This window comes from Bradyrhizobium sp. AZCC 1588 (assembly GCF_036924735.1).
Lineage (GTDB): Bacteria > Pseudomonadota > Alphaproteobacteria > Rhizobiales > Xanthobacteraceae > Bradyrhizobium.
Genome location: NZ_JAZHSC010000001.1, coordinates 5,729,357 through 5,755,181, shown reverse-complemented (window position 1 = coordinate 5,755,181; position 25,825 = coordinate 5,729,357). Strand labels below are relative to the sequence as shown.

General features: G+C 62.3%; 23 protein-coding genes. 10 read left to right on the top strand and 13 right to left on the bottom strand.

The window, feature by feature from the left end:
- Positions 1 to 128: 128 nt before the first annotated feature.
- The 3 genes from V1277_RS26745 to V1277_RS26735 all read right to left on the bottom strand — a co-directional run bounded on the left by V1277_RS26745 (position 129) and on the right by V1277_RS26735 (position 3,358).
- Positions 129 to 1,637: an amidohydrolase family protein gene (locus V1277_RS26745; protein WP_334418877.1), complete on the bottom strand. Its 1,509-nt coding sequence runs from the start codon at positions 1,635 to 1,637 to the stop codon at positions 129 to 131.
- A 424-nt stretch (positions 1,638 to 2,061) separates the two neighbouring features.
- Positions 2,062 to 2,310 (bottom strand): hypothetical protein, encoded by a 249-nt coding sequence (locus V1277_RS26740; protein WP_334418876.1) that lies wholly within the window; start codon positions 2,308 to 2,310, stop codon positions 2,062 to 2,064.
- A 124-nt stretch (positions 2,311 to 2,434) separates the two neighbouring features.
- A complete protein-coding gene (locus V1277_RS26735; protein WP_334418875.1) occupies positions 2,435 to 3,358 on the bottom strand; it encodes a complex I NDUFA9 subunit family protein in 924 nt (307 codons plus the stop codon).
- 521 nt (positions 3,359 to 3,879) lie between these two features.
- Here V1277_RS26735 and V1277_RS26730 point away from each other — a divergent pair.
- The 9 genes from V1277_RS26730 to V1277_RS26690 all read left to right on the top strand — a co-directional run bounded on the left by V1277_RS26730 (position 3,880) and on the right by V1277_RS26690 (position 12,939).
- Positions 3,880 to 4,146 (top strand): hypothetical protein, encoded by a 267-nt coding sequence (locus V1277_RS26730; protein WP_334418874.1) that lies wholly within the window; start codon positions 3,880 to 3,882, stop codon positions 4,144 to 4,146.
- Between the two features lie 297 nt (positions 4,147 to 4,443).
- Complete coding sequence (locus V1277_RS26725; protein ID WP_334418873.1) at positions 4,444 to 5,397, top strand: tripartite tricarboxylate transporter substrate binding protein; 954 nt, start codon at positions 4,444 to 4,446, stop codon at positions 5,395 to 5,397.
- 11 nt (positions 5,398 to 5,408) lie between these two features.
- A complete protein-coding gene (locus V1277_RS26720) occupies positions 5,409 to 5,891 on the top strand; it encodes a tripartite tricarboxylate transporter TctB family protein (protein ID WP_334418872.1) in 483 nt (160 codons plus the stop codon).
- A gap of 3 nt (positions 5,892 to 5,894) precedes the next feature.
- A complete protein-coding gene (locus V1277_RS26715; protein WP_334418871.1) occupies positions 5,895 to 7,418 on the top strand; it encodes a tripartite tricarboxylate transporter permease in 1,524 nt (507 codons plus the stop codon).
- Positions 7,419 to 7,619: 201 nt separating this feature from the next.
- Positions 7,620 to 8,915, top strand: a complete 1,296-nt coding sequence (locus V1277_RS26710; protein ID WP_334418870.1) for a Spy/CpxP family protein refolding chaperone — start codon at positions 7,620 to 7,622, stop codon at positions 8,913 to 8,915.
- 136 nt (positions 8,916 to 9,051) lie between these two features.
- Positions 9,052 to 10,539 carry a hypothetical protein gene (locus V1277_RS26705; protein WP_334418869.1) on the top strand — a complete coding sequence of 496 codons (1,488 nt, stop codon included), beginning with the start codon at positions 9,052 to 9,054 and terminating at the stop codon, positions 10,537 to 10,539.
- A 110-nt stretch (positions 10,540 to 10,649) separates the two neighbouring features.
- Complete coding sequence (gene amrS, locus V1277_RS26700; RefSeq protein ID WP_334418868.1) at positions 10,650 to 11,759, top strand: AmmeMemoRadiSam system radical SAM enzyme; 1,110 nt, start codon at positions 10,650 to 10,652, stop codon at positions 11,757 to 11,759.
- Positions 11,760 to 11,818: 59 nt separating this feature from the next.
- Complete coding sequence (locus V1277_RS26695) at positions 11,819 to 12,175, top strand: Mth938-like domain-containing protein (protein ID WP_334363725.1); 357 nt, start codon at positions 11,819 to 11,821, stop codon at positions 12,173 to 12,175.
- A gap of 20 nt (positions 12,176 to 12,195) precedes the next feature.
- Complete coding sequence (locus tag V1277_RS26690) at positions 12,196 to 12,939, top strand: C13 family peptidase (protein WP_334418867.1); 744 nt, start codon at positions 12,196 to 12,198, stop codon at positions 12,937 to 12,939.
- Positions 12,940 to 13,027: 88 nt separating this feature from the next.
- On the opposite strand, the gene V1277_RS26685 is transcribed toward V1277_RS26690, so the two are convergent.
- The 9 genes from V1277_RS26685 to V1277_RS26645 form a co-directional block, all read right to left on the bottom strand.
- Entirely contained in the window at positions 13,028 to 14,953 is a 1,926-nt protein-coding gene (locus V1277_RS26685) for a potassium transporter Kup (RefSeq protein WP_334376095.1), read from the bottom strand.
- A gap of 156 nt (positions 14,954 to 15,109) precedes the next feature.
- Complete coding sequence (locus tag V1277_RS26680; protein WP_334418866.1) at positions 15,110 to 17,011, bottom strand: potassium transporter Kup; 1,902 nt, start codon at positions 17,009 to 17,011, stop codon at positions 15,110 to 15,112.
- A 158-nt stretch (positions 17,012 to 17,169) separates the two neighbouring features.
- A complete protein-coding gene (locus V1277_RS26675; protein WP_028349766.1) occupies positions 17,170 to 17,997 on the bottom strand; it encodes an OmpA/MotB family protein in 828 nt (275 codons plus the stop codon).
- Between the two features lie 33 nt (positions 17,998 to 18,030).
- Complete coding sequence (locus tag V1277_RS26670; RefSeq protein WP_065745280.1) at positions 18,031 to 18,804, bottom strand: motility protein A; 774 nt, start codon at positions 18,802 to 18,804, stop codon at positions 18,031 to 18,033.
- 190 nt (positions 18,805 to 18,994) lie between these two features.
- Complete coding sequence (locus V1277_RS26665) at positions 18,995 to 19,963, bottom strand: Bug family tripartite tricarboxylate transporter substrate binding protein (RefSeq protein ID WP_334418865.1); 969 nt, start codon at positions 19,961 to 19,963, stop codon at positions 18,995 to 18,997.
- A gap of 40 nt (positions 19,964 to 20,003) precedes the next feature.
- A complete protein-coding gene (locus V1277_RS26660) occupies positions 20,004 to 20,723 on the bottom strand; it encodes an RraA family protein (RefSeq protein WP_334418864.1) in 720 nt (239 codons plus the stop codon).
- A 132-nt stretch (positions 20,724 to 20,855) separates the two neighbouring features.
- The gene (locus V1277_RS26655) at positions 20,856 to 21,737 is read right to left on the bottom strand and encodes a CDP-alcohol phosphatidyltransferase family protein (protein ID WP_334377204.1); all 882 of its coding nucleotides are present in this window, start codon (positions 21,735 to 21,737) and stop codon (positions 20,856 to 20,858) included.
- Between the two features lie 74 nt (positions 21,738 to 21,811).
- Complete coding sequence (locus tag V1277_RS26650) at positions 21,812 to 22,510, bottom strand: phosphatidylserine decarboxylase (RefSeq protein WP_334418863.1); 699 nt, start codon at positions 22,508 to 22,510, stop codon at positions 21,812 to 21,814.
- 58 nt (positions 22,511 to 22,568) lie between these two features.
- Complete coding sequence (locus V1277_RS26645) at positions 22,569 to 24,566, bottom strand: ABCB family ABC transporter ATP-binding protein/permease (RefSeq protein WP_334418862.1); 1,998 nt, start codon at positions 24,564 to 24,566, stop codon at positions 22,569 to 22,571.
- A gap of 211 nt (positions 24,567 to 24,777) precedes the next feature.
- On the opposite strand from V1277_RS26645, the gene V1277_RS26640 reads away from it, so the two are divergent.
- Positions 24,778 to 25,383 (top strand): TIGR00730 family Rossman fold protein, encoded by a 606-nt coding sequence (locus tag V1277_RS26640; RefSeq protein ID WP_334418861.1) that lies wholly within the window; start codon positions 24,778 to 24,780, stop codon positions 25,381 to 25,383.
- A 10-nt stretch (positions 25,384 to 25,393) separates the two neighbouring features.
- On the opposite strand, the gene V1277_RS26635 is transcribed toward V1277_RS26640, so the two are convergent.
- Positions 25,394 to 25,771: a VOC family protein gene (locus tag V1277_RS26635; protein WP_334418860.1), complete on the bottom strand. Its 378-nt coding sequence runs from the start codon at positions 25,769 to 25,771 to the stop codon at positions 25,394 to 25,396.
- Positions 25,772 to 25,825 lie beyond the last annotated feature (54 nt).

Below are 25,825 nucleotides of genomic sequence, written 5' to 3'. Positions count from 1 at the left end.
GCAGATATCGCACGAAGTGTTTGTTTTTATCCGAAGCCGAAATTGAATTTGTCGATATAGATCCTGGTCAACACAGTCGCGCATCGACCGCGCCCGCGAAGCTGCTCCGCCGGCGCGGCCGCTCGACACTACGCAGCGCGAACGTAGCCGTAGCGCAGGTTCGAGGGCGCCTTGGCCGCCTGCGTATACTCGTTCTTGAGCGAAGCGAGGCGGTCGTCGGAATAGGCCGGCATCCTGGAGTTGTCGGCCGCTCTCAGCTTGATCTTGTAGAACCTGGTGGCGTTGCCTGCGAAGATCAGTTGCTTGGTGGCGCTATTGGCATCGCCGAGCGGCGCAAAGCCGTACTTCTTCTGCATGTCCTCCGGGATTTCGAGCCGGCGCATCGCCTCGATCTGCCACTGCGGTGAGCCATACCAGACCGAGTCGGTGCCCCACATCACGTGGTCGACCCCCATGCCCTTGATCAACGTGCCGACCAGCGCGGCGCAGAACTTGGGATGCGCCACCGCCGAGTTGGCAAAGGACGTGCCGAGCTCGGCATAGACATTGGTGACGCCGAACTTCTGCGGGATTTCCGCGAGATCCGTGGCCCACTGGATGCGGCCAGTCTGCTCGAACTCCGCCCATGCCTTGTCCGGCAGTTCGAGGAACGCCCGTAACGCCGAGTGATAGATCACGAAGTTCATCTGCGGCCAATCCTTGGCAGCTTTTCCGATATCCCATGCGGTGGCGTATTCCCACACGCCGGCGAACGACTTCTCGTAATCCGGCGGCAGCAGCCCCTTGTGGATACACAGCGTGTTGATGCCGGCCTTCACGGCTTTTTCGTAGAACGGATACATCACCTGCTCGTCGTCGAGCCGCCACGGGAACTTGGAGGGCGCCAGCGGATCGCCGATCGTATAGGACTTCCAGGAATCAGGCTTGTAGACCTCGATCGCCTTGTCGACCTCCTCCATCCAGCCGGGCTGCTTTGGGGTGATGACGCTGTGCGCCAAGAGGCGGCGCGAGCCGGCGAAGTCGTTGATGAGTTCGCGCGCCTTGACGATCTGCTCATTGGAAAGAAGCCACCAACTCGGATCGTCGAACGGCGCGCCGCTCAACAGCGCCATATTGGTGTCGCTGTCGTAGTAGATCTCTTTCACATAATTCTGGAACTTGTAGCGGCCGAGCGAGGAGACGCCCTCCTCCTTCATCTTCGGATTCCAGTGCTGGCTGGCAAAGTCCGCCAACCCCAACAGCTCCTTGTGATCGAAGTCGTCGCGCACGAAGTGGGTCTGAACGTCGAAAATGAACTGGTCGGCGAGGCCTTGCGCGCGCGCCCGCATCAATTCGGGCTCTCGCGCCTCCGCGGGCGCAACCTGGAAAACATTGCCGTAGACGTCGTTCATGGCGAGGAATGCCGCCGCCATGCCGCAGCTCGTGTGCAGGAACTGCCGGCGGCTCAAGCCGAGGTGCTTGCCGTTCGCGTCGGCGAGCTCGTTGATCCGCGCCTCGACTTTCTTTTGCACGGCGCTCTGCGGGGGCGGCAGATACTCGCCGTTGGAAACAATCTGCGTGGGAATCGGCGTTGCCGCCGATGCCGCCTCCGCGCCTGCGACAAGACGCTGCTCTCGCTCGCTAAGCCAGGTGCTCATTGTTCTCCTCCCTGTTTGTTGGGCCACGACGGCGCTGGTCGGTGCGCGCCTCAGCTTCCCGCGTTTGGCCACTCGCGATCAGTCAGGTCGACGAAGGATACCTCCATTCAGCCACGCATGAGGTCATCGCACTCGCCTCATGCCGAAGCCGAGTCCCTTCATCACTTCATTCTGTGAGGGTACAGACACACTTGAGAACTACTTACGGTAGTGGCGCATCTTCGCCGAATTCAATGCTCAAATTTCCAATGGCGCAAGCAAAGTTATCGGGCAGTCATGCTGTCCCAAAACGCCCATTGCGAGCGGATGGTTTGCCCGAGGATGCGCAAAGCGCCTGTCGACCCCACGAGGCGCTCGTTGCAAATGTGAAGCATCGTCCTTCGCGGGCGGATGGGGGGACCCAGATCGCGCCAACTGCCCGGGCCTAGATTCGATCGCGTAGCCCTTTGACGCCTTCACCTTCGGCGCAATGCTCGCAACAGAAGAACGTGCCGGACTTCTCCAATCCGTGCCCGACGATGCGGATGCCGCAATGATCGCAGGTCGGCGCGAGCGCATGAATGGCGCACTCGAAACTATCGAAGGTGTGCGCCTTGCCGTTCATTGTGACCTGAAAGGCCTTGTCATAGTCATTGCCGCAGGTTTCACATGTAGCCATGATATCCGCCTTCACTTATGACGCGGTCGCCCTTCGCATTGATTGAAATTCAATAACCGTGTTTCCAAAGGTTGGTTCCTCATCCTGAGCGCAACATCGACAATCCCGGTGTCCGTTGACGCGGATTAGTCGAGACGTCTCATGCTCCGGAATCAGACAGCATCTTCTGGAGTATTGCCTCGACCGAGTGTGGCGATATCCCAAGCTCGGCAAATCCGGGCATATCCGGTGATGACACGGTGTCGATTTGCATAAGCTCCACTTGATTGCGCGTCAGGAATGGAATCCGGAGCGTTTCGGAGGCCCATGCGAGTGCATGCCAGGCGGCAAACGGGACTGGAAGCAGTCGAGGCGCAAGTCCGGCTTGATGCGCCACGGCTCTAAGCAACTCCTCGTAAGAGTAGACGCGAGGGCCGCCGAACTCGAAGATATCAGGCGCCTCGGCGCGCTGCATGATCCGGCCAATCGCGTCCGCAACATCATCCACATAGGCCGGCTGCAATCTGGTCACGCCGCGGCCGAACATCGGATAGACGGGAAGCTGGCGGAGCAGCTTGAGGATGACGACGAGAAACGCGTCGTCCGGTCCGAACATCACCGCCGGACGGATCAAAGTTGCCTCGGCGAAAGCGGCCCGGACCACCTGCTCGCCCTCGCCCCGCTTTCGGATGTAGTGTGATGGCGAGGTGGCATTGGAGCCGATTCCTGAAAGGTGGACGAGTCTTTTGACTCCGGCCCCGTGCGCTTGAAATGCTACCCGCCGGGCGGCCTCGACATGAACGGAATGAAAAGTCTCCGATCCGCGCTCGACGTAGAGACTGACCGCATTCACGACGCCGTAAGCGCCGGCAAGCGCATCCGCCACCGACCGCTCGTCGTGAATGTTGGCCTCTACGGATTGAAGTTTCGGATCGTCAGCACCAGGCAAGGTGTAGCCGTGATCCGGATGCCTTGACGCGATCCGAACCGGAAATCCGCGTGAGCGCAGACGTTGAACGATGCGGCGGCCCAGAAAGCCGGTTCCGCCGAACACAGTGACGATCTGATCGTTCGTTGCCACCATGGCCCATTCGCCAATTCATGTCGCAACCGCGCCATTATAGCGGCTTCGAACCCAGCTGCGAGGAATAACTGCAAGTCTATGAATGACGGAATCTCCCAGCGGTCCTGCAGTACGGACGCACAAAGGGGCGCGCGGGGGCGCCGACGTTAGCAGCAATCGCTCTACAGGCAGGGCAATCGCTCTGGCGCAGCCACAGCTCCGATCCGCTAGATCATCACGGTGCCCACATCGAACCGGACGGAGAAAAAAGATGATCTGGAAAAGCATCGTCGGCCCCCGTGCGATTGCACCCGCTTCTGCGCGCTGGTCCGCAATATCTGATTTTGCTCGCAAGACGGCTGAGACAGCCTCTGACTTCGCCAGCATCGTTCACAACCTGGCTATGGACGTACGCGATAGCTACCGGCCCGAGCTGCACTACATGCGTGGCCCCGGCCCGAAATGGCGCGCCAAGCATCAGCCGTGGCTAAGATTCCATTCTGACCGCCCACGTTCCCCTGTATGCTAGAAAGGGTCCCCTCATGCGCAACCTGAGCTTCGGCCAAGTCGGCCTTCTCGTGACCTTGCTAGCCCTGCTTGGCCTCACTGGCGTATGGGCTGTATCGGTGTGGAATGCCACGAGCGACGCCGTGATGGATAAGCACGGCTGGATCGCCCTTGGACTCGGAACGTTCTTTTCACTCCTGATCGGCTGCGGGCTGATGGCCTTGATGTTCTTCAGCAGCCGTAGTGGTCACGATGACGCCGCCGACCCGTTCAGGGAAAGGCGTGAGCCACCCGCTGAATGAGTTGTAACGGGGGCCAAAACAAAAAGCGGTCCCGGATCTGCCGGGACCGCTAAAGTTTGTGAGTGTTGTCCCTGCGGGGCGACATTCCCAAAATCCGCACGCGGCGTGACGCACAAGCGGCCGCTTAGGATACTCCGCGAAGCGCCTCAAAGGGCACCGGTGGACTCAGCCCAAATTTGGATTTGGCGGTGCGCCGCACACGCCGCCGGACCATCCTTGTCGCATCATTGTTTGCGAAGTGCCGGCGTCTTGCTATGATCGAAAAAAAATCAATCAACAGCGATAGGGAGAAGCGTCATGAGGACCGTGCTCCGCAGTTTGGCGGCGACAGCAGCATTGGCCGCGATGGCCATGCCGGCCGCAGCTCAGAACTATCCTGAGCGCCCGATCAAGATGATCGTGCCGTGGGCGGCAGGCGGCGATACGGACAACATCTTCCGTCCTTTTGCGCCGCTTCTACAGAAGCACATCGGTCAGCCGATCGTGATCGCCAACGTCACGGGCGCCTCCGGCACCGTCGGGGCGCGCGAAGCCAAAGGCTCACCGCCGGACGGCTATACGCTTTATGCGGTGCACGACTACATCCACCTTGTGCACTATGCCGGCGTCACAGACGTCAAATACAGCGACTTTGAGCCGATCTGCCTGCTCTCTGCGACGCCATCGGTCCTGACAGCGAGCCCCAAGACGCCCTGGAAGACCTGGGCCGAGCTTGCCGAAGACGCCAAGAAGCGTCCGGGCCAGATCACCGTGGGGGCTACCCTTGGATCGACCAGCCACATCTTCCCGGCGCTCATCGAAAAGGCAGCCGGCGTCAAGTTCAAGTACGTATCGTACGAAGGCCTTGCGCCGCGCATGAATGCCATTCTCGGCGGCCATGTCGATTTGACGGATTCCAACCTGACGCAGAAGGGCAAGGTCGATGCCGGGCAGCTCAAGTTTCTTGCCATTGCTGCCGAGAAGCGCGATCCCGAAGCCCCTGACGTGCCGACGCTGAAGGAGCTCGGCATGGACATCGTCTACGCGGTTTTGCGCGGCCTGATAGTACCGAAGGGCACGCCGGCCGCGGTGCGCGCCAAGCTGGACGAGGCCTGCGGAAAAGCCGCCAAGGAGCCGGAATTCGCGGACGCGATGAAGAAGCAGGGCACGCGCGTCTCCTATCTCAACGCCGCCGAATACGGCCCATTCCTCGACAAGCTCGACCGGGAGAGCAAGGTGATCATGACCGACCTCGGTCTCGCCAAGCAATGAGACTTTAAGCAATGAGACTTGGCCGCGATAGCTTTGCCGGGCTGATTTTCCTCGCGGTCAGTCTGATCCTGCTTGTGCAATCGTTTGGACTGCCGCAGCTACCGCTGGTGCCGGTCGGTCCCGGCTTCTATCCGCGCATCGTCCTGATCTTCATGGCCGTGACCAGCGCGGCGCTGATTATGCAGGACCTGCTCGCGCGGCGCGCTGAGCCGGCCGACGTCCCTGCTCCGGCGCAGCCGCGACGGGCCTATGGCCTTGTCGCGCTCGCCTTCGTCATTGTCGCGCTCTATTTGGTACTTCTGCCTCTGCTCGGCTATCGCATCGCCACCGTCCTGTTCGTCGCCGCGCTGCAAGCGACGCTCGAAAGGCCGAGGACCTGGCGCCAATGGGTGGTCCTCGCGGCAATAGCGGTCGGCACATCGGCGGTGACGTACCTGGTCTTCGAGCGGTATCTCACCGTGCTGCTTCCTCGCGGTAGCTGGACAGACTGGTAGGCCATGTTCGAGCTTTTGGGACATGGGCTGCTGACGGTGCTGCAGTGGAATTATCTCGTTCCGCTGTTCGCCGGCACGCTCATTGGCGTGATTGGCGGCGCGCTGCCGGGCGTCACCATCACGATGACGATCATCGTCATCCTGCCGTTCACCTATGGTCTCGATCCGTTGCAGGGGCTGGCCGCGATGACCGGCGTCTATGTCGGCGGCTCCGCCGGCGGCCTGGTCACCGCCTGTCTGCTCGGAATTCCGGGCACGCCTTCGGCTATCGCCACGACCTTCGACGGCTTTCCGATGGCGCGGGGTGGCGCGCCGGGCCGGGCGATCTGGCTCGGCGTGTGGTCATCGTTCTTCGGCGGCCTGCTCGGCGGGCTGTTCCTGATCCTGGTGACCGGGCCGCTCGCGGCCATCGCACTTCAGTTCGGACCGTGGGAGTATTTCTCGCTGTTCGTGCTGGCCATGGCGATGGTGGCGGGCCTGGCCGAGTCCTCGTTCATCAAGGGCCTGCTGTCGACCGCCATCGGCCTCCTGATCACCGTCATCGGCACGGACCCGATCGGCAGCGTGCCGCGCTTCACCTTCGGGTCCGAGTTCGTCAGCGGCGGCTTCCCGTTCCTGCCGGTGCTGATCGGGATTTTTGCGTTCGCGCAGATCATGTCCGACATCGAGAAGGCCCGAGCGCCAAAGACGCCCGAGGCCGTTCTGGCCGCGCAGCCGAGTCTGCGGGTTTCCCACCTCAAGGTGATCGGCGAAATCCTCGGCCGTCCGTTCCTGCTCTTGTGGTCGACGATCGTCGGCATCCTGATCGGCGTGCTGCCGGCGATCGGCGGCAGCGCCGCCAATATGTTGGCCTACGACCAGGCGAAGAAGTTGTCGCGCCACCCCGAGCGTTTCGGCACAGGCATCCCCGAGGGCATCATCGCTTCTGAGTCATCCAACAATGCCAATGTCGGCGGCTCGCTGGTGACCATCATGGCGTTCGGCATCCCGGGCGACGCCGTGACCGCCGTCATGCTTGGCGCCATGACGATCCATGGCATTCAGTCGGGGCCGCTGTTCGTCTCCCAGCAACCCACCCTCGCCTACGGTATCTACGCCGCATACATTTTGGCACACCTGCTGATGGTGCTGATCCTGGCCGCTGGTGCGCTATTCATGCTTCAGATCACCCGTGTGAGGCTCGCGGTGCTTGCGCCCGTCGTGCTGGTGCTTTGCGTAATCGGTGCTTACGCGCTCAACAACACGATGCAGAGCGTGTATGTCCTGCTCATCTTTGGTGTGTTCGGCTATGCGCTGGTGAGGTGCGGATTTCCGCTGGCTCCGCTGATCCTCGGCCTCATCCTCGGCGATCAGATCGAGATCAACCTTATTCGGGCGATCATGACGGACGACAACCCGCTGCTGTTCTTCACGCGGCCGATTTCCGGCGCGTTACTGCTCTGCGCGGCGCTCTCGGTCGCCTTGGCCGTCTGGCAGCACATGCGTCATCAGGCGCGAACCGCGCATGAGGAAGCGCCCGAGTTCTGACGCCGAGTTCGACTTTGCGATATCAGCTTCCGACCCTAGGCCGACTTCTGCAGACTGTATGCGCCACTCGGGCCTTCTGAAACGACGTGATTGCTGCCGTCTTTGCGCGCGATGCCTTGGTCTGCATGATTGCTTACAAGGAACTTTCAGTCCTGTGCGGCGTCATAAGTAACGCGGCGAAGGCTTGGCACGGGAGGTGCCATGTCGAAGTTCAGCGTTACAGTAATCGCTGTCGTACTGGTGACCGCGCTGTCGAGTGCCGCCACTGCGAAAAGTCGCGGAAATTTTGGTCTCGGCCCACTTGGCAGCGTGAAATCCGCGTTCGCCCGCGTGCTTGCGCCAGGGCTGTTTCATAGCCGCCTCAGGCATCACCGCCGGGTGCACGTCCGTCGGATCAAAAGCGCTCCCGTCGCTTTAAAAAACGCACCCGTCGCTTTACAAAACATCCCGTCCGCGGCGAACCGGCCCTCCGGCGAGGAGGAGCTGGTTGTTGGCAGGCTTTTCACTGACCCTGCGGCACGCAAACAGATCGCCGCGACTGCCGCACTTGCTCACTGGCATGGTGACCGTAACACTACAGACGGGTGGTGGTTGCATGGCCATGGCGGATATGGCTGGGTTGGGCCGCTGTTCTGGCCGTTCGCCTACAATGATATTTATGGTTATGCCATCTTCGGCGATGCCATGGGCTTCTGGGACTACGGGTACCCCGACATCTATGCCGGAATTTTTGGGCCTTACGGCAGTGACGAACTGGCGGCTTATATGGCACCGGGCTCTTCCGGCCGAAGCGAACGAAGGATCCCGCCGCTGCAGCAGCTCTGCGGTGATGCCGGCCGCGAGATTACCAGTCTTGCCATTGATCAGATTCAGCGGGCGATTCAGCCGACCGAGGCGCAACGGGCCGCGCTGGACCGTCTTGCCGACGCGTCGAACTCGGCCGCTCAGATCATTCAGGCATCTTGTCCGATGCAGCCCGCATCAACGGCGCCGGCCCGATTGGCCCTGATGCAGCAGCGCACTGCGGCTATTCTCACTGCAGTAATATCCCTGCAGCCGCGGCTGGGGGAACTTTATGATCTGCTGGATGACGAGCAGAAAACACGGCTCAACGCACTCGCTGATGATCAGCTCAAGACGGCGTCCGCAAACGGGACCATGAAGGCGCTGGCCCAGGGCTGCGAAGCGTCCCTGCCGGCCGCGTTGCAATGGCCGGCTGGCGAGATCGAGGCCAGGCTACACCCGACCGATGCCCAACGCGACGCGCTTGAACGGATGCAGCGTGCCAGCGCCAGAGCTGTCGAGATGCTGAGTTATGAATGCCAGCCGAAAGACGCGATCACGCCGCCCGCTCGCCTCGCCGAAGTGGATGGTCGGCTCGATACCATGCAACAAGCCATCAATCTGGTGAGCGACGCGCTGGAAGACTTCTATACTGCACTGAGTGATGAGCAGAAGTTTCAATTCGAGCTGATCGGACCAAAACGAGCGCCGTGATTGCCCTCCGATGGTCTTGAAGCGCGTCTTGGTCTATCATGAAGCTTGGGCGGCATTCGAACTTTATCCCGTGTGGACGGCGATCGTGCGGTCCGACCGCGAAGCTCCAGCGCATACAACGGGCGGAGCCGCCTCCTTGCGCGGCGTCGCGTCCCCGTGGGCCGTGCTGGCGTGGGCCTCGCTGCTGGTGGCGATCGCCGTGTCGTTCAGGCCGGCGGTCCCGATCATCTGGGGCGACACGCCGTCCTTTGTGGAATCTGCGTTTCGCACGCTCGAGGCAGGACGGCCGACCGTGGCAGGTGGGCGCGATCCGGGCTACCCGGCGTTTCTGGCCGTGACGTTCGCGTTTGGAGGCGACCTCGGGACGGTGGTGCGCCTGCAGCAGGCGGCGTGGGTCGTCCTGATGCTGGCGCTTGCAGCAACTGCCCAGGCGGCGACGCGCAACGCCGGTGGGCTCGTGCCGATCATCCTCGTGGCGACGTATCCGGGCCTGCTGCTGTTCAGGAACGTCCTCACCGCAGACCTTCTCTTTGCGGTCTTCCTCAATCTGGCAGTGGCTGGATTGCTCGTTGCCACCTTCGTCGGCAAAGCGGCACGGTGCTGGGCGGTCGCGGCCGCTATCCTGTGCGCGGCGCTCGCGGCGTGCTTCAGATCGCAGGGAGTCCTGGTCCCAATCGCCGTCGTCGTGGTCGGCACCTGCCTCGCCCGGCCAGATACATCCGGGCGCCTCGCCGTAATTGCCGTGTCCGTCGCGGCGGCGCTGGCGCTCCTCGCCGCCGGTTCCCGGTTCGGGGCTTCCAATTCCGACCAAGCCTCGGCCGTGTTCGTCCCCAAGACACTGTTCTGCAATCACCTGAATATCGTGCTTGCAAGCGATGCAGCGCGACACGAGATCGTATCGGCGGCCGGCGACCGCGCCGACGCCACGATGGCGCGGCTTGCCGCCGACTTCGCCGCGGAGCCAGGTCGCTGGCCCGTCCTCGGGTTCTTCGGCGACGCGTGCCTCTTCGACACCGCACTGGATCGAGACCTCGCCGACGATACCGGGAATGCCGTCGGCGCGGCCGCAGCCTATCGGCGCATCTTCCTGGCCGCCGTGCGCGACCGGCCGCTGGCCTACGCGGGCAAGTTCGTCCGTCAGATGGCCTATGGGGCCTCGATCGCATGGCCGCCCTACGGACTCGATCCTGCCATACCGGTGTCGACCGACGACGTGCCGCACGTGTCCGACATCATGACGCGGCACGGCCGCTCGGTTCAGCCGATCGATCTGCAGGGCGGACCAGTTCGGATCGGCCTACTGTCCGATTTCCCAGGCATCTCCGCCTATCTGCACAGGGCATTGTCCACCGCCTTCGTTATTGCCGTCATATTTTGGACAGTGATCGCTGTGCGGCACCGGCGCTCCAGATTCTTGACACGCGCAGGTATCGTGATCGTGATGTGGGCTGCTTCGATCGCGACCGCCGCCGGCGCCCACACCCTCGACGTCTGGCGTTACCTGATTCCCGCAGTGCCGATGGTGGGCCTCATGCTGTCGCTTTTCGCCGTCGAACTGGCCGAAACGGTCGCATGCCGAGATTGTCGACGGACTTACGGTCTCCGCCGATCAGGAATAGAATGAGCCGACGTGCGAGGGCGCTCGTGCCCGTAGACGGGCCGGCTAGACATCGTGGCAACTCTCCGTCACGCCCGTTGGCAAAAAGCTGAGGTCTGCCACACACGACGAATTCCATGACCGATCTCGAGCGTTTGGAAGGTGTTCCTGGCCGCTACTGGCACCGGCTCGAAGACGGGCGCATCCAATGTGATGTCTGCCCGCGCTACTGCAGGCTTAACGAAGGCCAGCGCGGCCTGTGCTTCGTGCGTGGCCGGCAGGACGACCGGATCGTGCTCACGACCTACGGCCGCTCCTCGGGATTCTGTGTCGATCCAATCGAGAAGAAGCCACTGAACCACTATCTGCCCGGAACTCCCGTGTTGTCGTTCGGTACCGCCGGGTGCAACCTGACTTGCAAGTTCTGCCAGAACTGGGACATTTCCAAAGCGCGCGAGTTCGACCGGCTCCAGGACGCAGCCTCGCCGGAAGATATTGTCGAGGCCGCGATTGCCACAGGCTCGCGCTCCATCGCCTACACCTATAATGACCCCGTCATCTTCCTTGAATATGCCGTCGACGTCGCAAGGGTGGCGCGCCGGCGCGGGATCAAGAACGTGGCGGTCACGGCCGGCTACATTGATCCGGCGGCACGGGAGGAGCTTTACACCTTCATGGACGCCGCCAATGTCGATCTCAAGGCGTTCACCGAGGCGTTCTACAATCGGCTGTGCACCGGGCGTCTCGGTGCCGTCCTCGAGACGCTCGAGTATCTGAGGCACAGGACGAAGGTCTGGTTCGAAATCACAACGCTACTGATCCCGGGTCACAATGACAGCCCGGAGGAGCTGAAAAAGCTGAGCGAATGGGTGATGACAAGGCTAGGACCCGACGTGCCCTTGCATTTCACCGCCTTCCACCCTGACTACAAGATGCTGGATCTGCCCCGGACGCCGGCCCTCACCCTGACGATGGCCCGCGACATCGCGCGCAAGGTCGGGCTGCAGTTCGTCTACACCGGGAATGTCCATGACGAGAGTGGCCAAAGCACGTACTGTCCGGGCTGTGGCGAGCGGATCATCGGCCGAGATTGGTATGACATCACCACGTGGCGGCTCACCAGCGACGGCCGTTGCGGCATTTGCTCCACCGCAATCCCCGGCTTGTTCGAGGCACGCCCGGGCAGCTGGGGACAGCGGCGCGTCCCGATCCGGATCGGCAGACTGGAACGCTCTGGAGTGAGATGATGCCGGCGTCGGGGCGCCGCACCGCTGCGCGTTAGCGGGAGCCTGATTAGGAGGTCGCGATGAAGATTGACAGCACCATATTCGGCGCGATTACGATTGACGGAAGGACGTATGAGCACGACGTGGTCGTTCGCCTTTCCGGCGAAGTTGTGAAGCGGAAAAAGAAGCTGTCAAAGAAGCTGTATGGTACCTCGCACGTACTTTCAAAAGACGAGGCAAAGTTTCTCTTCGAGAAGGGGTGCGACCAGGTCGTCATTGGCTCGGGTCAGATGGGTAACGTGCACCTATCGCCGGAAGCTGAAGCCTATTTCGAAAGAAAGGGCTGCGAGGTCGTGTTGAAGCCGACACCCGAGGCAATACGGATGTTCAACCGGTCGCGCGCAAAGAGAATCGGCCTCTTTCACGTGACCTGTTGAAGAAATGCCCTGGTGAAGCCATGAACTCACGTTGGATCAGCCGGATCGCCGCGCCACTCATCGCTTTTGTTTTGACCGTTGCGCCATCGGTTTCGACGGTGCACGCCGTTGAGGATGCTCGCAAGGTGAGCGTGGTATCCTTCGGCCTTTTCGGCGATCAAGGCGTGTTTAGAAGCGAGGCGACCGGCGCAGCACGGGTCGTAGCAGGCCGTTTCGAGAACACCTCGATCAACGTGCAATACAATTCGAAGAAAGGCGGAGGTGCCACGATTGAAGGCCTGGCCATGTCCTTGCAAGCGGCAGCCAACGGGATCGACGCCGACAACGACATTCTGTTTTTGATTCTCACCTCGCACGGCTCCCGCGCCGGCCTCGCAGTCAAAGCGGGGCGGCTTACGCAAATGCTCACTCCGTCTAATCTCGCCTACATGCTGGCGCGGACCGGTATGCGATACAAGGTGGTGGTCATCTCGGCCTGCTATTCCGGGGTCTTTATCCCTCGTCTCGCGAACCCCGATACGCTGGTAATCACCGCGGCCGATGCCGACCATCCATCGTTCGGCTGCCGGGACAAAGCCAAGTGGACCTATTTCGGCAACGCCTTTTTCAACATAGCACTCCGGCAAGCCAGGAGCCTGAAGGACGCCTTTGTTGTTGCGCGCTCGCTCGTCAAAAAGCGAGAAGTGCGCGAGCGCTTCGAGCCGTCGAATCCCCTAATGGCAGGCGGCGAAAACGTACACCCGTTGCTCATTGCGCGTCCTTGAGCGACCGGCCGCCTTCGCGGCCGATGCCTGTCTGCCGAAAATTTCGTCGAGCGCGAGCTTTGGCGATCGCAACTTATCGATTCTCGCCCTAGATCGTGACCTGCGTTCCGACTTCCACCACGCGGCCTGTGGGGATCTGGAAATAGTCCGTGGCGTCGTTGGCGGCGCGGCTGAGGCGGATGAACAGCAAATCCTGCCAGCGCGGCATGCCGGAATGCGCGGCGGGTTTCAGCGCGCGGCGGGACAGGAAGAACGACGTCGACATGATGTCGAACTGCCAGCCGAGCTTGCGGGCGATCGCCAGCGTCTTCGGCACGTTAGGCGATTCCATGAAGCCGAACCGCAGCGTCACCCGGGAGAAGGTCTCGCTGAGCTGCTCCATCCGCACCCGCTCGGCATCGTCGATCCGCGGCGTCGGCGCGGTCTCGATGGTGAGGATGACGTTCTTCTCATGCAGCACTTTGTAGTGCTTCAGGCTGTGCATCAGCGCCGTCGGCGCGCATTCGGGATCGGAGGTCAGGAACACGGCCGTGCCGGGGACCCGCTGCGGCGGACGCTTCTCCAGCATCGCGACCAGTTCGGCCAGCGGGAATTCCAGCTTGCGCGATTTCTCGAACAACAGCCGGCTGCCACGGCGCCACGTGTACATCAGGAGCATCACGATGCCGCCGAGCGCGAGCGGCACCCAGCCGCCCTCGAACACCTTCAACAGATTGGCGGCGAGGAAGGTGATGTCGAGGAACAGGAACGGGGCGATCAGGGCTGCGGCCGCGATCGGCGACCATTTCCAGACCCGCCAGATCACGACAAAACCCATCAGAGCCGTAACCACCATGGTCCCGGTCACGGAGATTCCGTAAGCCGAGGCCAACCCGCTCGACGAGCGGAACAGGACCACCAGCAAAATCACCGCGAGCAACAGCAGCAGGTTGATGCGCGGGATGTAGATCTGGCCGGAATGCGCTTCCGAGGTGTGGCGGATTTCGAACCGCGGCAGCAGCCCTAGCTGGATCGCCTGGCGCGTCAGCGAGTAGGCGCCGGTGATGACGGCCTGGCTCGCGATCACCGTTGCCGCTGTCGCCAGCGCCACCATCGGGATCAGCGCCCAGTCCGGGAACATGAGGAAGAACGGGTTTTCGATCGCCTTGGGGTCGGCGATCAACAGCGCGCCCTGCCCCAGATAATTGATCGCCAGCGACGGCAGCACGATGAAGAGCCAGGCGGTCTGGATCGGCCGCTTGCCGAAATGGCCGAGATCGGCATAGAGCGCTTCCGCGCCGGTGACGGCAAGAAACACCGCACCGAGCGTGATGAAACCTATCATGCCGTGATGGAGCATGAAGGAAACGGCGTAGAGCGGATTGAGTGCCTGCAGCACTTCGGGATGCCGCATGATCTGCGGAACGGCTGCGACCGCAATGACGGCGAACCAGACGCACATCACCGGTCCGAAGAACGCGGCGACGCGCGCGGTGCCGCGGGATTGCACGGCAAACAGCGCCACCAGAATGATGACCGTCAGCGGCACCACATAGTGCTCGAAGGTGACGGTGACGAGCTTGATGCCTTCGATGGCCGACAACACCGACAGCGCCGGCGTAAGAACCGCGTCGCCGTAAAACAGCGCGCCGGAGATGATGCCGAGCAGCACGATCGCCGCCCCGCCCTTGCCGACCGCGCGCTGCGCCAGCGCCATCAGTGCCAGCGTTCCGCCCTCGCCATTGTTGTCGGCACGCAAGAGGATGACGACATATTTCAGCGTCACCACCACGATCAGCGCCCACAGGATCAGCGAGAGTACGCCGAGCACGGCCTGTGGCGTGGCACCGGCCGCAGTCTCGCTGGCGGCGACCACCGCTTCACGCAGCGCGTACAAGGGGCTGGTGCCGATGTCGCCATAGACGACGCCGATGCTGCCGAGCATCAGCGCCTTGAAGGTGGCGGTGGAATGCGCTTCGCCATGACCATTGGCCGCGGGCGTTTCCGCCGCGGGGATCGCAAACTGGACTGACATGAGATGGGGGCCTCGGTTCCTTACCGCACTGCACAAGTGCAGAAGCGCAGCCCTATACTCCCGGGACGAATGCACAGGTTAGCCGGAATCCAGGCCTCCGGTATGCGCTATCCGCATAGATCGTGGCGAAGGCTACGGCCAATTTTTCATCTGAAATCAGATGGTTACTTGGGTACCGACTTCCACGACCCGCCCGGTCGGGATCTGGAAGTAGTCGGTGGCGTCATTGGCCGACCGGCTCATAGCGATGAACAGATGGTCCTGCCATAGCGGCATGCCCGACTGCGCCGATGGCTTCAGCGACCGCCGCGACACGAAGAACGAGGTCGCCATGATGTCGAACTGCCAGCCGAGCTTGCGCGCGATCACCAGCGCCTTCGGCACGTTCGGCGATTCCATGAAGCCAAACCGCAGCCGGACGGTGGAGAACTTCTCGCTGATGGTTTCCATCTTGACGCGCTCTGAAACGTCGACGCGCGGCGTCTGGGCGGTTTCGATGGTCAGGATCACATTGTGCTCGTGCAGCACCTTGTTGTGCTTGAGATTGTGCATCAGCGCGGTGGGCACGAAGCTCGGATCGGAAGTCAGAAACACCGCCGTACCCTTGACGATGTGGGGCGGACGCTTTTCCAGGCTCTTGATCAGGTCCATCAAGGGCACCTCGATGCGCCGCGTCTTGACGACCAGGATCGCGGCGCCGCGGCGCCAAGTCCAGATCATCACCGCGACTGCGGCGCCGAACAATAGCGGCACCCAGGCGCCCTCGAGCAGCTTCAGCAGGTTTGCGGCAAAGAAGCTCATGTCGACGACGACGAACGGCAGGATCACGGCGGCCGCGGTCGCCGCGCGCCAGTTCCACAATTTCCAGATCACGACAAAGCCCATGATGCCGTCGACGACCATGGTCGTGGAGACCGCAATGCCATAGGCAGAGGCAAGACCGCTGGAGGTGCGGAACAGCAGCACCAGCAGAACCACCCCGATCAGCAGCATCCGGTTGACCCGCGGCAGGTAGATCTGGCCGGCATGGGCCTCGGAGGTGTAGCGAACCTCGAAGCGCGGCAACAGACCGAGTTGCACTGCCTGGCGGATCAGGGAAAAGGCGCCTGTTATCACCGCCTGGCTCGCGATCACGGTGGCGGCGGTCGCCAGCACCACGAGCGGGATCAACAACATCTCCGGGACCATCCGGTAGAATGAGTTTTCGATCGCCGCCGGATCGGACAACACCAGCGCGCCCTGTCCGAAATAATTGATCAGCAACGACGGCAACACGAAAAAGAGCCATGCGGCCCGGATTGGCTTGCGCCCGAAATGCCCGAGGTCCGCATAGAGCGCCTCGCCGCCGGTCACCGCCAGAAACACCAGGCCCATCGTCACCAGGCCGATGACGCCATGGGACAGCATGAACTGGATCCCATACCAGGGATTGATCGCGTAGAGCACCGTGGGATCGTCAGAGATATGGACGAGGCCCAGCACCGCCAGCGTCACGAACCAGACCACCGTGACCGGGCCGAAGGCCGAGGCGACGCGCGCGGTGCCGCTGCTCTGCACCGAGAACAGCACGACAAGAATGAAGATCGTCAGCGGCACCACATAGTGTTCGAGCGCGGGTGTGACCAGCTTGAGACCTTCGACCGCCGACAAAACCGAAATCGCCGGCGTGATCATGGAGTCGCCGATGAACATCGACGCGCCGACCACGCCGAGCGCCAATAGCGGCCAGCTCCGCCGGCCCAGCGCCCGCTGACCCAACGCCATCAGGGACAGCGTACCGCCCTCCCCATTGTTGTCGGCGCGCAACAGCAGCAGCACATATTTGGCTGTCACCACGATCAACAGCGACCACAGGATCAGCGAGAGCACGCCGAGTACAATGATACGCGATACCGGCTGGCCTTCGGCAGCGTGGGTGGCGGCCTCACGGAATGCATACAGCGGCGAGGTGCCGATATCGCCGAACACCACGCCGATACTGCCCAGCGTCAGGGCCCAAAAGCCGGAGGTGGCATGCCCATCATGGGCTGCTTCGGTAGATGTGACGCTGACAGTCATGATGGAGAAGGAACGTTCTCGTCGTTGAATTGATCCGCGCGGCTATCGGCGCTTCCGCGTTGCCTGTCAATCATCGGGCGACCATAGCACCACGCGCGATGCGCGACTGGCGCAAAGTAGCCACAGCATCAGACTGGTATTATGGTAGTCTATCCAAACTACGGCTTCAGGTTGGGCGGAAGCGGTGGATTTTCGCGCATCAACGTGATGGTAACGCGACGGTTTGCCGGCAGCGTCGGATCGTCGGGAAACAGCGGCTGGCTGTCGGCCTTGCCGCCGACGGCGTAGATGTGGGATGCGGGCAGCCCTTCGCGTTCGAGGATCTGGCGGACGGCGTTGGCGCGGTCCGCCGACAGATCGAAGGCGCCATATTCGCCGCGTGACGGCAGGAAGCCGGCGGAGGTGTGGCCGACAATGTTGAGCCGCAGCGGTGTCGCCTTCAGCGGCACCGCCAGTTTCTGGATCAGCCGGCGGGTACGGTCGTACGGGACCTTGGAGCCGTCGGCGAACATCGAGCGGCCATCCTGGTCGACGATTTCCAGATTGAGCCCTTCTTTGGTTTCCTCGAACATGATGTTCTTGGACATTTCGGTCAGTTCCGGCATGTCCTGCAGCGCCTGGCGCAACGAGGCCGCGGCGAGCGCGAACTCGCGATCGACTTTCAAGCGAGCGCCGTTTTCGCGCTGACGGTCCTTGTCGTCGGGCGTCGGAGTATTGGAGGCATCTTCGGGCGGAATATGCTCGACATTCTTCAGCTTCGGCCGCGTCGGCAGGCCGTCGGATTCGACGATTCCCGAATGCCGGGACTCGGTCTGCACGCCAAATGCCTCGCGCATCGAGCCGGCGACGATCTTGAGCTTTTGCTGGTCCTGGCTGGAGAACGCAACCAGCATCACGAAGAACGACAGCAACAACGCCATCAGATCGGCGAACGTCACGAACCAGCCGTGACCGCCATGCGCCTCTTCGCGTTTTTTCTTGGCCATGCTTTATGTCCGCGCCTTGATGCTATCAGCCGATCAGGCCGGAACCAGTTCGCCTTCCTCGTGGCGGTGCTTTTCGGGCAGATAGGCCAACAGCATTTCACGCACCAAGGCCGGGCTCTTGGAATCGCGGATCATCAGGATGCCGTCGATGATCAGCGTGCGGTTGGTTTCCTCGTCGATCAGCTTGCCATGCAGCTTGTCGGCGATCGGCAGGCAGATCAGGTTCGCCACCAGCGCACCGTAAAGCGTTGCCAGCAAGGCGACCGCCATGAAGGGACCGAGCTTCGAGGGATCCGACATGTTCGAGAACATCTGCACCATGCCGAGCAGCGTGCCGATCATGCCGAACGCCGGCGCGCAGTCGCCGATCGCCCGATAGATCTTCGAACCCTCGTTCAGATGCATCAGAAAGTTGTCGCGATCGCGCTCCATGTTGTCGCGGATGAACTCGAGGTCGTAGCCGTCGGCGACGTAGCGGATGCCCTTGGCGAGAAACGGCTCGTCGGTCTCGACCTTTTCCAGTCCGACCGGGCCCTGCTTGCGTGCGATTTCCGCGATGCGCGCCAGTTCGTCGACCAGGTCGCGCGCCGAGAGCCGGCTCATGGTGAAGGCGAATTTCGCGCCGAGCGGCATGCCGTGCAGGATCGCGCTGAGCGGAAAGCGGATCAGGGTTGCGGCGAACGAACCGCCGAAGATGATGATGACGGCGTGGATGTCGTAGAACATCCGGAAGTCACCGCCCATCAAGATCAGCGTCGACAGGACAATAATGCCGACGATCAGGCCAACGAGCGTGGTGATATCCATTCTGAACTCCAACGCGTACGCGAACTACCGGACATCCTGACCGGTCGCGCGCTCCATTCGGAGCTGGCGCAGAGGAACCCTACGACCGCGCAATTAAAGAGCCGTAAAGGTTAAACTCGAACAGGGATCGTAAAAATGCGGGGCGGCGGGCACACGGTCGCAAGGATTCGCTAACCATGCCGACTTGCGCTCACTGCGCCTGGGTGCCGATGCCGGCTGACTTGATGATCGGCCACCATTTTTCGATCTCGGCCTTCTGGAAGGCGGCCAATTCTTCCGGCGTCTGCTGCGCGCGCGGCGCGACGTCGAGGCCGAGTTCGGTAAAGCGCTTCTGGATCGCGGGGTCGGCCAGCGCCTCTGTTGTCGCTGCGTTCAGCTTGGCGATGATCTCTTTCGGCGTGCCCTTCGGCGCCCAGAAGCCGAACCAGCCGGACATATAGAGACCGGGCACGCCGCTCTCGTCCGCGGTTGGAATATCCGGCATCGAGGCCGAGCGCGTCGGCGAAAGGTTGGCGAGCGCCTTTATCTTGCCGGCGCGGATTTGCGGCAGCGCCACCGCGCCCTGCACCACCAAGAGATCGACCGTGCCCGAGACGAGATCGGTCATGGCAGGCCCGGCGCCGCGATAGGGAATGAACTGCACCTTCTGTTTGGTCAGGTTCTCGAACAAAACGCCGGTGACGTTCGCCGCCGCATTCTGGTTGACGAAATTGATCTTGCCGGGGTTCTCCTTCATCCACGCCACGAGTTCGGCGAGCGTATTTGCCGGCAGGTCTTTCTTGGCGACCATGAGCTGCGGATTGTTCGAGACAAGCGCGATCGGCTCAAAGTCCTTTTCGAGATCGTAGTCGAGCTTGTAGATGATGCTGCCGACATGGGTATCCCACTGGCCGATGTCGAAGGTATAGCCGTCAGGCGCAGCGCGGGCGACGCGACCGACGCCAATGCTACCGCCGGCGCCGCCGACATTTTCGATCACGACCGACTGCCCGAGCGTTGCCCGCATCCGCTCGCCCATGATCCGCGCGGCGGTGTCGGTCGATCCGCCCGGTGGGAACGGCACGATCAGCGTGATCGGCCGCGAGGGATAGGTTTGTGCCTGCACGGCTGCGACGCCGAGAAGGAACGATAATGACAGTGCCGCCCAGAACCGTCTCATAGCGCTCCCCCTCGCCCGTTTTGTTAGATCCGACTTTTCGTCAGTGAATCTCCGCCGAGCGCTTCAGCGCCTCTTTCAGTTTTTCCAGCGTGAAGTCCGGGCTGCGCGCGATCTCCAGGATCGGCGTTTCGCGCCGGCCGCAGAGTTCGGCGGCCTCCGGAATCTTTGCCGCGAGGTCGATGGGGATCACGATGGCGCCGTGCTGGTCGGCGTGGATCAGATCGTCCGAATGCACCGTCATGCCGGCGACGCGCACCTCGCCACCCCAATGTTCGGCATGGACCCAGGCATGCGACGGTCCGATCGAACCGGCCAGGGCCTGGAAGCCCGGCGCCCATTGCGGGATGTCGCGGATCGAGCCGTCGGTGATGACACCGAGGCAGCCGAGCGCCTTGTGCACATTGCTCTGCACCTCGCCCCAGAACGCGCCATAGCCGACATCGGCGCCGTCGATATCCTGAATTACGGTGATGCGCGGGCCGAAGCCGGTGCCGACATATTCGTAGTAGGCGATGCGGCGCTTCGCCTGCTCGTCGGCGGGAAGCGTGGATTTGAGCACCGAGCGGATCGTCACCGTGCGGGCGTAGCCGACCATCGGCGGCAGATCGGGAAACGGACAGACCAGCGGCTTGGTGGTGTAGCCGATCAGGCGGCGCTCCGGCGCCACGATCTCCATCGCATTGCAGATCGTCGGGGTGTCGTAGCGCGCCAGAGCCTCGAGGACGGAAGCAGGCAGCGGGGCGGTAACGGCTTTGTTCACGGCGTTCTCTCCTGATTTTTCGGCCCGGCTCTTTGAGGCCGTAGGTCGCTAAGCCCTATAGCCGAGATTGGGGGAGAACCCAACTCGGCGGCGGCTCATGGCAGCCATATCGGAGAGTGGCGACGAGGACGCTCAGTTCAGCCGCGCCGGCCGTTCGTCCTCGGTGTCGCTGGGGGTCGGCGAGAATGTCGCCGGAGATGACGGCGTGGTTTCAGCCGTCGGAGCCGGCTGTGCGGCAAGGGCGGCGTTGCGCTCGTGGTCGCGATAGGATTTCCAGCCCCAGGGCAGGCTCACGAGGTAGAGCACCGAGCCGATCGACAGGATGTGCCAGGGGTAGCCGATCAGAAGCGCGACGAAGAACACCACGGAGACGAAGACCGGCAGCACCATTTCCGGCGGCACGCGCATCTTCACCGTCTTGCCGGAAAATACCGGCAGCCGCGACACCATCAGGAACGCGATCAGCAGCGTATAGGCCGCGGTCAATGTTGCCGGCGGCTTGGGGACGCCGAGAAACGCCAGATAGAACGGCAGCATCGCAAGGATCGCGCCGGCCGGCGCCGGCACGCCGGTGAAATAGTTCGCCGCAAAGGCAGGCTTGTTCGGATCGTCGATGCTGGCGTTGAAGCGTGCAAGCCGCAGGCCGCCTGCGATCGCAAACACCATCGCCGCGATCCAGCCGCCATTGTTCAACTCCTGGAGCTGCCAGAAATACAGCATCAGGCCGGGCGCGACGCCGAAATTGACGAAATCCGCCAGGCTGTCGAGCTCGGCGCCGAATTTCGACTGGCCCTTGATCATGCGTGCGATGCGGCCGTCGACCCCGTCAAGCACCGCCGCGAATACGATCGCGGCGACGGCGAGCTCCATCCGCCCTTCGATCGACAGGCGGATCGCCGTCAGCCCGGCGCAGATCGCGAGCAAGGTGATGACGTTGGGCACCAGCATCCGCACCGGGATCGGGCGAAACCGGCGGCGGCGCAGTTCAGGGTATTTGGGGTCCGGGATCAGCATGCCAGCCATTATATAGCAAGCGCCGGCCCGGTTTGCCATTGGCAGCCGCCTGGCCATTTAGGCGCCGAAGGTGGTTAATCGGCGCGAAAAGTCCGGCCCTGCTCGGTCGAGCCGAAATCGGCCAAAATCGTCTCGCCGGCAATCGCCGTTTGGCCCTCCGAAACCAACGATCTCGTGCCTTCGGGCAGATAGACGTCCAGACGCGAGCCGAAACGGATCAGGCCGAACCGCTCGCCGGCGCCGATCGACTGGCCTTCGCGCACGAATGAGACAATCCGCCGCGCCACCAACCCGGCGATCTGGACCACGCCGATCCGGCCGTTCGTGGTCGAGATCACCAGCGAATTGCGCTCATTGTCTTCGCTGGCCTTGTCGAGCTCGGCATTGATGAAGGTGCCGGGCCGGTAGGTGATACGGTCAATCCGGCCGGTCACCGGGCTGCGGTTCACGTGGCAGTTGAACACGCTCATGAAGATCGAAACGCGCGGCAGGGGCCGGTCGCCGAGGCCGAGTTCGGCCGGCGGCAGCACCTGAGCAACCATCGAGACGCGGCCATCGGCCGGCGACACCACGATGCCGTCGCGCACCGGCGTCACGCGGACGGGATCACGGAAGAACAGCGCGCACCACACGGTCAGGATGGTGCCGATCCAACCCAGCGGCGTCCAGATCCAGAACAGGATCAGGCTGACCAGCGCAAAGCCGCCGATGAACGGATAGCCCTCCGGATGGATCGGTGGGATCTGCGCGCGGATGGAATTCGCAATCGACATTAGGGCTCGCTATTATCTGGCCGACTTCGCTGCCTTCGGAAGTAGCGCCGGTTTTGGATTATTCCACGGCAGTTGCCAAGGGATCTTTGGCCAAGGAATCTTTGGGCTGGTCTTTGGACGGCTCATTGAGCGGATCATCGACCGGCGGCGGGGCGCGGTTCGGCGCTTCGTTGCCGTCGTCGATCTGCGCGAGCTTCTCCCGCGCCGCCTCGGCTTCGCGCTGCCTGTTCCACATGCTGGCATAAAGCCCACCGGCAGCCAAAAGCCTGACGTGGGTGCCGCGCTCGGCGATGCGCCCTTGATCCAGCACGATAATTTCATCGGCGCCAACGATCGTCGAGAGCCGGTGCGCTATCACCAACGAGGTGCGGCCGCGTGAGACGCGCTCCAGCGCTTCCTGGATTTCATGCTCGGTGTGGCTGTCGAGCGCGGAAGTCGCCTCGTCGAGCACCAGGATCGGCGGCCCTTTCAGCACCGTGCGCGCGATCGCCACGCGCTGCTTCTCGCCGCCCGACAGTTTCAGGCCGCGTTCGCCGACCTGGGTTTCGTAGCCCTTGGGCGAGTTGCGAATGAAGCTGTCGATCTGCGCCAGTTGCGCCGCCTCTTCCACCTCGGCATCGCCGGCGCCCCAGCGGCCGTAACGGATGTTGTAGCGGATGGTATCGTTGAACAGCACGGTATCCTGCGGCACCATGCCGATGGAGGCCCGCAGGCTCGCCTGCGTCACGTTCCTGATATCCTGGCCGTCGATCAGGATTTTGCCGCTGGAGACGTCGTAGAGGCGGAACAGCAGCCGCGAAATCGTCGACTTGCCGGCGCCCGAGGGACCGACGATCGCGACCGTCCTGCCGGCGGGGACCTCGAAACTGAGGCCTTTGAGGATCGGCCGCTCCGGATCATAGGCAAAGCGCACGTCCTCGAAGCGCACGCTCCCGGCGCCGACCACGAGCGGCGCGGCGCCGGGGACGTCCTTGATCTCCGGATTGCGCGACAGCACGTTGAACATCTTCTCGATGTCGATGATCGCCTGCTTGATCTCGCGATAGACCATGCCCATGAAGTTCAGGGGCTGGTAGAGCTGGATCATCATGGCGTTGACCATGACGAAATCGCCGACCGTGTTGGTGCCGTTGCGCACGCCCAGCGCGCACATCAGCATGGTCGCGGTGAGGCCGATGGTGAAGATGACCGCCTGCCCGGTGTTGAGCACCGCGAGCGAGGTATAGGTCTTGACGCTGTTATGCTCGTAGCGCTCCATCGAACGGTCGTAGCGTTCGGCCTCGCGCTGCTCCGCGCTGAAATACTTCACCGTCTCGTAGTTGAGCAGCGAGTCGATCGCCTTGGTGTTCGCTTCGGTGTCGGAATCGTTCATCTTGCGGCGGATTTCGATCCGCCATTCGGTCGCGACATAAGTATAGTACATATAGATCACGACCGTGATCGCGGTGACCAGCACATAGCGCCAGTCGAACTGCCACAGCAGCACCGCCATCAGAAGCGACACCTCGACGATGGTCGGGATGAGCTGCAGGATCACCATCCGCACGATCACCTCGATGCCGGTGCGGCCACGCTCCAGGACGCGCGTCAGGCCGCCGGTTTTGCGCTCCAGATGAAAGCGCAGCGACAATTCGTGCATGTGAACGAAGGTGATGTAGGCGAGCTTGCGCACCGCATGCATGGCGACGCGGGCGAAGATGCCGTCGCGAAACTGCGTCAGCACCGCCATCAGCACCCGCACCGCGCCGTAGCTTGCGGTCATCAGCAGTGGCGAGGCGATCAGCCACAGCATCCAGTTCGAGGCCTCGACCGGTGCCGTGCCCATGCCGTTGAGCGCATCGATCGCCCATTTGAAGGTGAACGGCACCGTCAGCGTCGCGAGCTTCGCGGCGAGCAACAGCACCATCGACCAGACGACGCGCATTTTCAGGTCGGCGCGGTCGCCGGGCCAGATATAGGGCCACAGGTGAACCAGCGTCCCGATCAAGGTCGCCTTTTCGGGAGCGTTATCGGCCGGCAGTTCGGCGATATCGGTGTGCGAATCAGAATCAGCCATCGCTGTCGCGCCCAACGCAAGATGGCGCACCGGCCGCCGTCAGATGGTTTCTGATGATCTGCATATGCCCGTCATATAGAGCGTTTACCTCTCCCGTACAGCCTTGAAAGATAAATCTTTCCTCGTTTGGTTTGATTTCGGGCCTATTTGTGCTGCATTACCGAAGTCAACCGGACTTGAGCTTTACTGGGTGCAGTGCCACATGGTCAGCATGGATCAAATCAAAACTGTCTGTGTCTATTGCGGCTCCGGCCCTGGTTCCAATCCCCGTTTTGTCGAAGCTGCCCAAGCCCTGGGAAAAACCTTTGCCGAGAACAGTATCCGCCTCGTCTATGGCGGCGGATCAGTCGGGCTGATGGGCGAGATCGCCAAGTCCACCCTGGATCATGGCGGCCTCGTCACCGGCATCATCCCGGATTTTTTGAAATCGCGTGAACATGCGCTGTCGCGTGTCCAGGAAATGATCGTCACGCCGGACATGCACGAACGCAAGCGGCTGATGTTCGAACACTCCGACGCCTTCGTGGCGTTGCCCGGCGGCATCGGCACGCTGGAGGAGCTGGTCGAGCAGATGACCTGGCAGCAGCTTGGCCGTCACTCCAAGCCGGTTCTGCTCGCCAACATCGACGGCTTCTGGGAGCCGCTGCTCTCGCTGATCGCGCATATGCGCGCGACCGAATTTATCCGCCCGGCGTTCCCAATTGACGTGCTGATAGCCGACCGCGTGGAAGACATCCTGCCGCGCCTGAGTGCCCATGCCGCCCGTACGCCGGCGGCGACAAAGGAGCTTGCGCCGGAAGTGGCGCGGAGGCTTTAGGCTCCTCAGCTCATTCGCTGAGAAACGTCACAGCCTCGATGCGGTTGCCATCGGGATCGATGACGAATGCCGCGTAATATTTTACCCGATCGTGGGGGCGAATGCCCGGTGCGCCGTCGGAACGGCCGCCGGCATTGAGGGCCGCGGCGTGAAACGCATCGACATCGCCGGTCGTTTTGGCGCGGAGGCAGATATGGGTCCCGCTTTCGGGCGCGACCGGCGCCATGCCGGCACGCAGGTTGATCCAGAATTCGGAGTAGGTTTTGCCGAAGCCGATGGTTGCGGGACGGGTGACGAGGCGTGAGAGGCCAAGGGCCGCGAGGGTTGCTTCATAGAAGCGTGCTGAACGTTCGAGTTCGCTGACGCCGACGGAGATGTGATCGATCATCGATTGCCCCTACTCTCTCCCCGTCATTCCGGGATGGTCCGAAGGACCAGACCC

Excerpts from the sequence above, each read along its gene's own strand:
- V1277_RS26675 (WP_028349766.1), bottom strand. The coding sequence starts at position 17,997 with ATGGCCAAGAAAAAACGCGAAGAGGCGCATGGCGGTCACGGCTGGTTC.
- V1277_RS26665 (WP_334418865.1), bottom strand. The coding sequence starts at position 19,963 with ATGAGACGGTTCTGGGCGGCACTGTCATTATCGTTCCTTCTCGGCGTC.
- V1277_RS26685 (WP_334376095.1), bottom strand. The coding sequence starts at position 14,953 with ATGTCAGTCCAGTTTGCGATCCCCGCGGCGGAAACGCCCGCGGCCAAT.
- V1277_RS26655 (WP_334377204.1), bottom strand. The coding sequence starts at position 21,737 with ATGCTGATCCCGGACCCCAAATACCCTGAACTGCGCCGCCGCCGGTTT.
- V1277_RS26650 (WP_334418863.1), bottom strand. The coding sequence starts at position 22,510 with ATGTCGATTGCGAATTCCATCCGCGCGCAGATCCCACCGATCCATCCG.
- V1277_RS26730 (WP_334418874.1), top strand. The coding sequence starts at position 3,880 with ATGCGCAACCTGAGCTTCGGCCAAGTCGGCCTTCTCGTGACCTTGCTA.
- V1277_RS26710 (WP_334418870.1), top strand. The coding sequence starts at position 7,620 with ATGTCGAAGTTCAGCGTTACAGTAATCGCTGTCGTACTGGTGACCGCG.
- V1277_RS26735 (WP_334418875.1), bottom strand. The coding sequence starts at position 3,358 with ATGGTGGCAACGAACGATCAGATCGTCACTGTGTTCGGCGGAACCGGC.
- V1277_RS26635 (WP_334418860.1), bottom strand. The coding sequence starts at position 25,771 with ATGATCGATCACATCTCCGTCGGCGTCAGCGAACTCGAACGTTCAGCA.
- V1277_RS26645 (WP_334418862.1), bottom strand. The coding sequence starts at position 24,566 with ATGGCTGATTCTGATTCGCACACCGATATCGCCGAACTGCCGGCCGAT.
- V1277_RS26670 (WP_065745280.1), bottom strand. The coding sequence starts at position 18,804 with ATGGATATCACCACGCTCGTTGGCCTGATCGTCGGCATTATTGTCCTG.
- amrS (WP_334418868.1), top strand. The coding sequence starts at position 10,650 with ATGACCGATCTCGAGCGTTTGGAAGGTGTTCCTGGCCGCTACTGGCAC.
- V1277_RS26715 (WP_334418871.1), top strand. The coding sequence starts at position 5,895 with ATGTTCGAGCTTTTGGGACATGGGCTGCTGACGGTGCTGCAGTGGAAT.
- V1277_RS26695 (WP_334363725.1), top strand. The coding sequence starts at position 11,819 with ATGAAGATTGACAGCACCATATTCGGCGCGATTACGATTGACGGAAGG.
- V1277_RS26640 (WP_334418861.1), top strand. The coding sequence starts at position 24,778 with ATGGATCAAATCAAAACTGTCTGTGTCTATTGCGGCTCCGGCCCTGGT.
- V1277_RS26720 (WP_334418872.1), top strand. The coding sequence starts at position 5,409 with ATGAGACTTGGCCGCGATAGCTTTGCCGGGCTGATTTTCCTCGCGGTC.
- V1277_RS26725 (WP_334418873.1), top strand. The coding sequence starts at position 4,444 with ATGAGGACCGTGCTCCGCAGTTTGGCGGCGACAGCAGCATTGGCCGCG.
- V1277_RS26745 (WP_334418877.1), bottom strand. The coding sequence starts at position 1,637 with ATGAGCACCTGGCTTAGCGAGCGAGAGCAGCGTCTTGTCGCAGGCGCG.
- V1277_RS26690 (WP_334418867.1), top strand. The coding sequence starts at position 12,196 with ATGAACTCACGTTGGATCAGCCGGATCGCCGCGCCACTCATCGCTTTT.
- V1277_RS26680 (WP_334418866.1), bottom strand. The coding sequence starts at position 17,011 with ATGACTGTCAGCGTCACATCTACCGAAGCAGCCCATGATGGGCATGCC.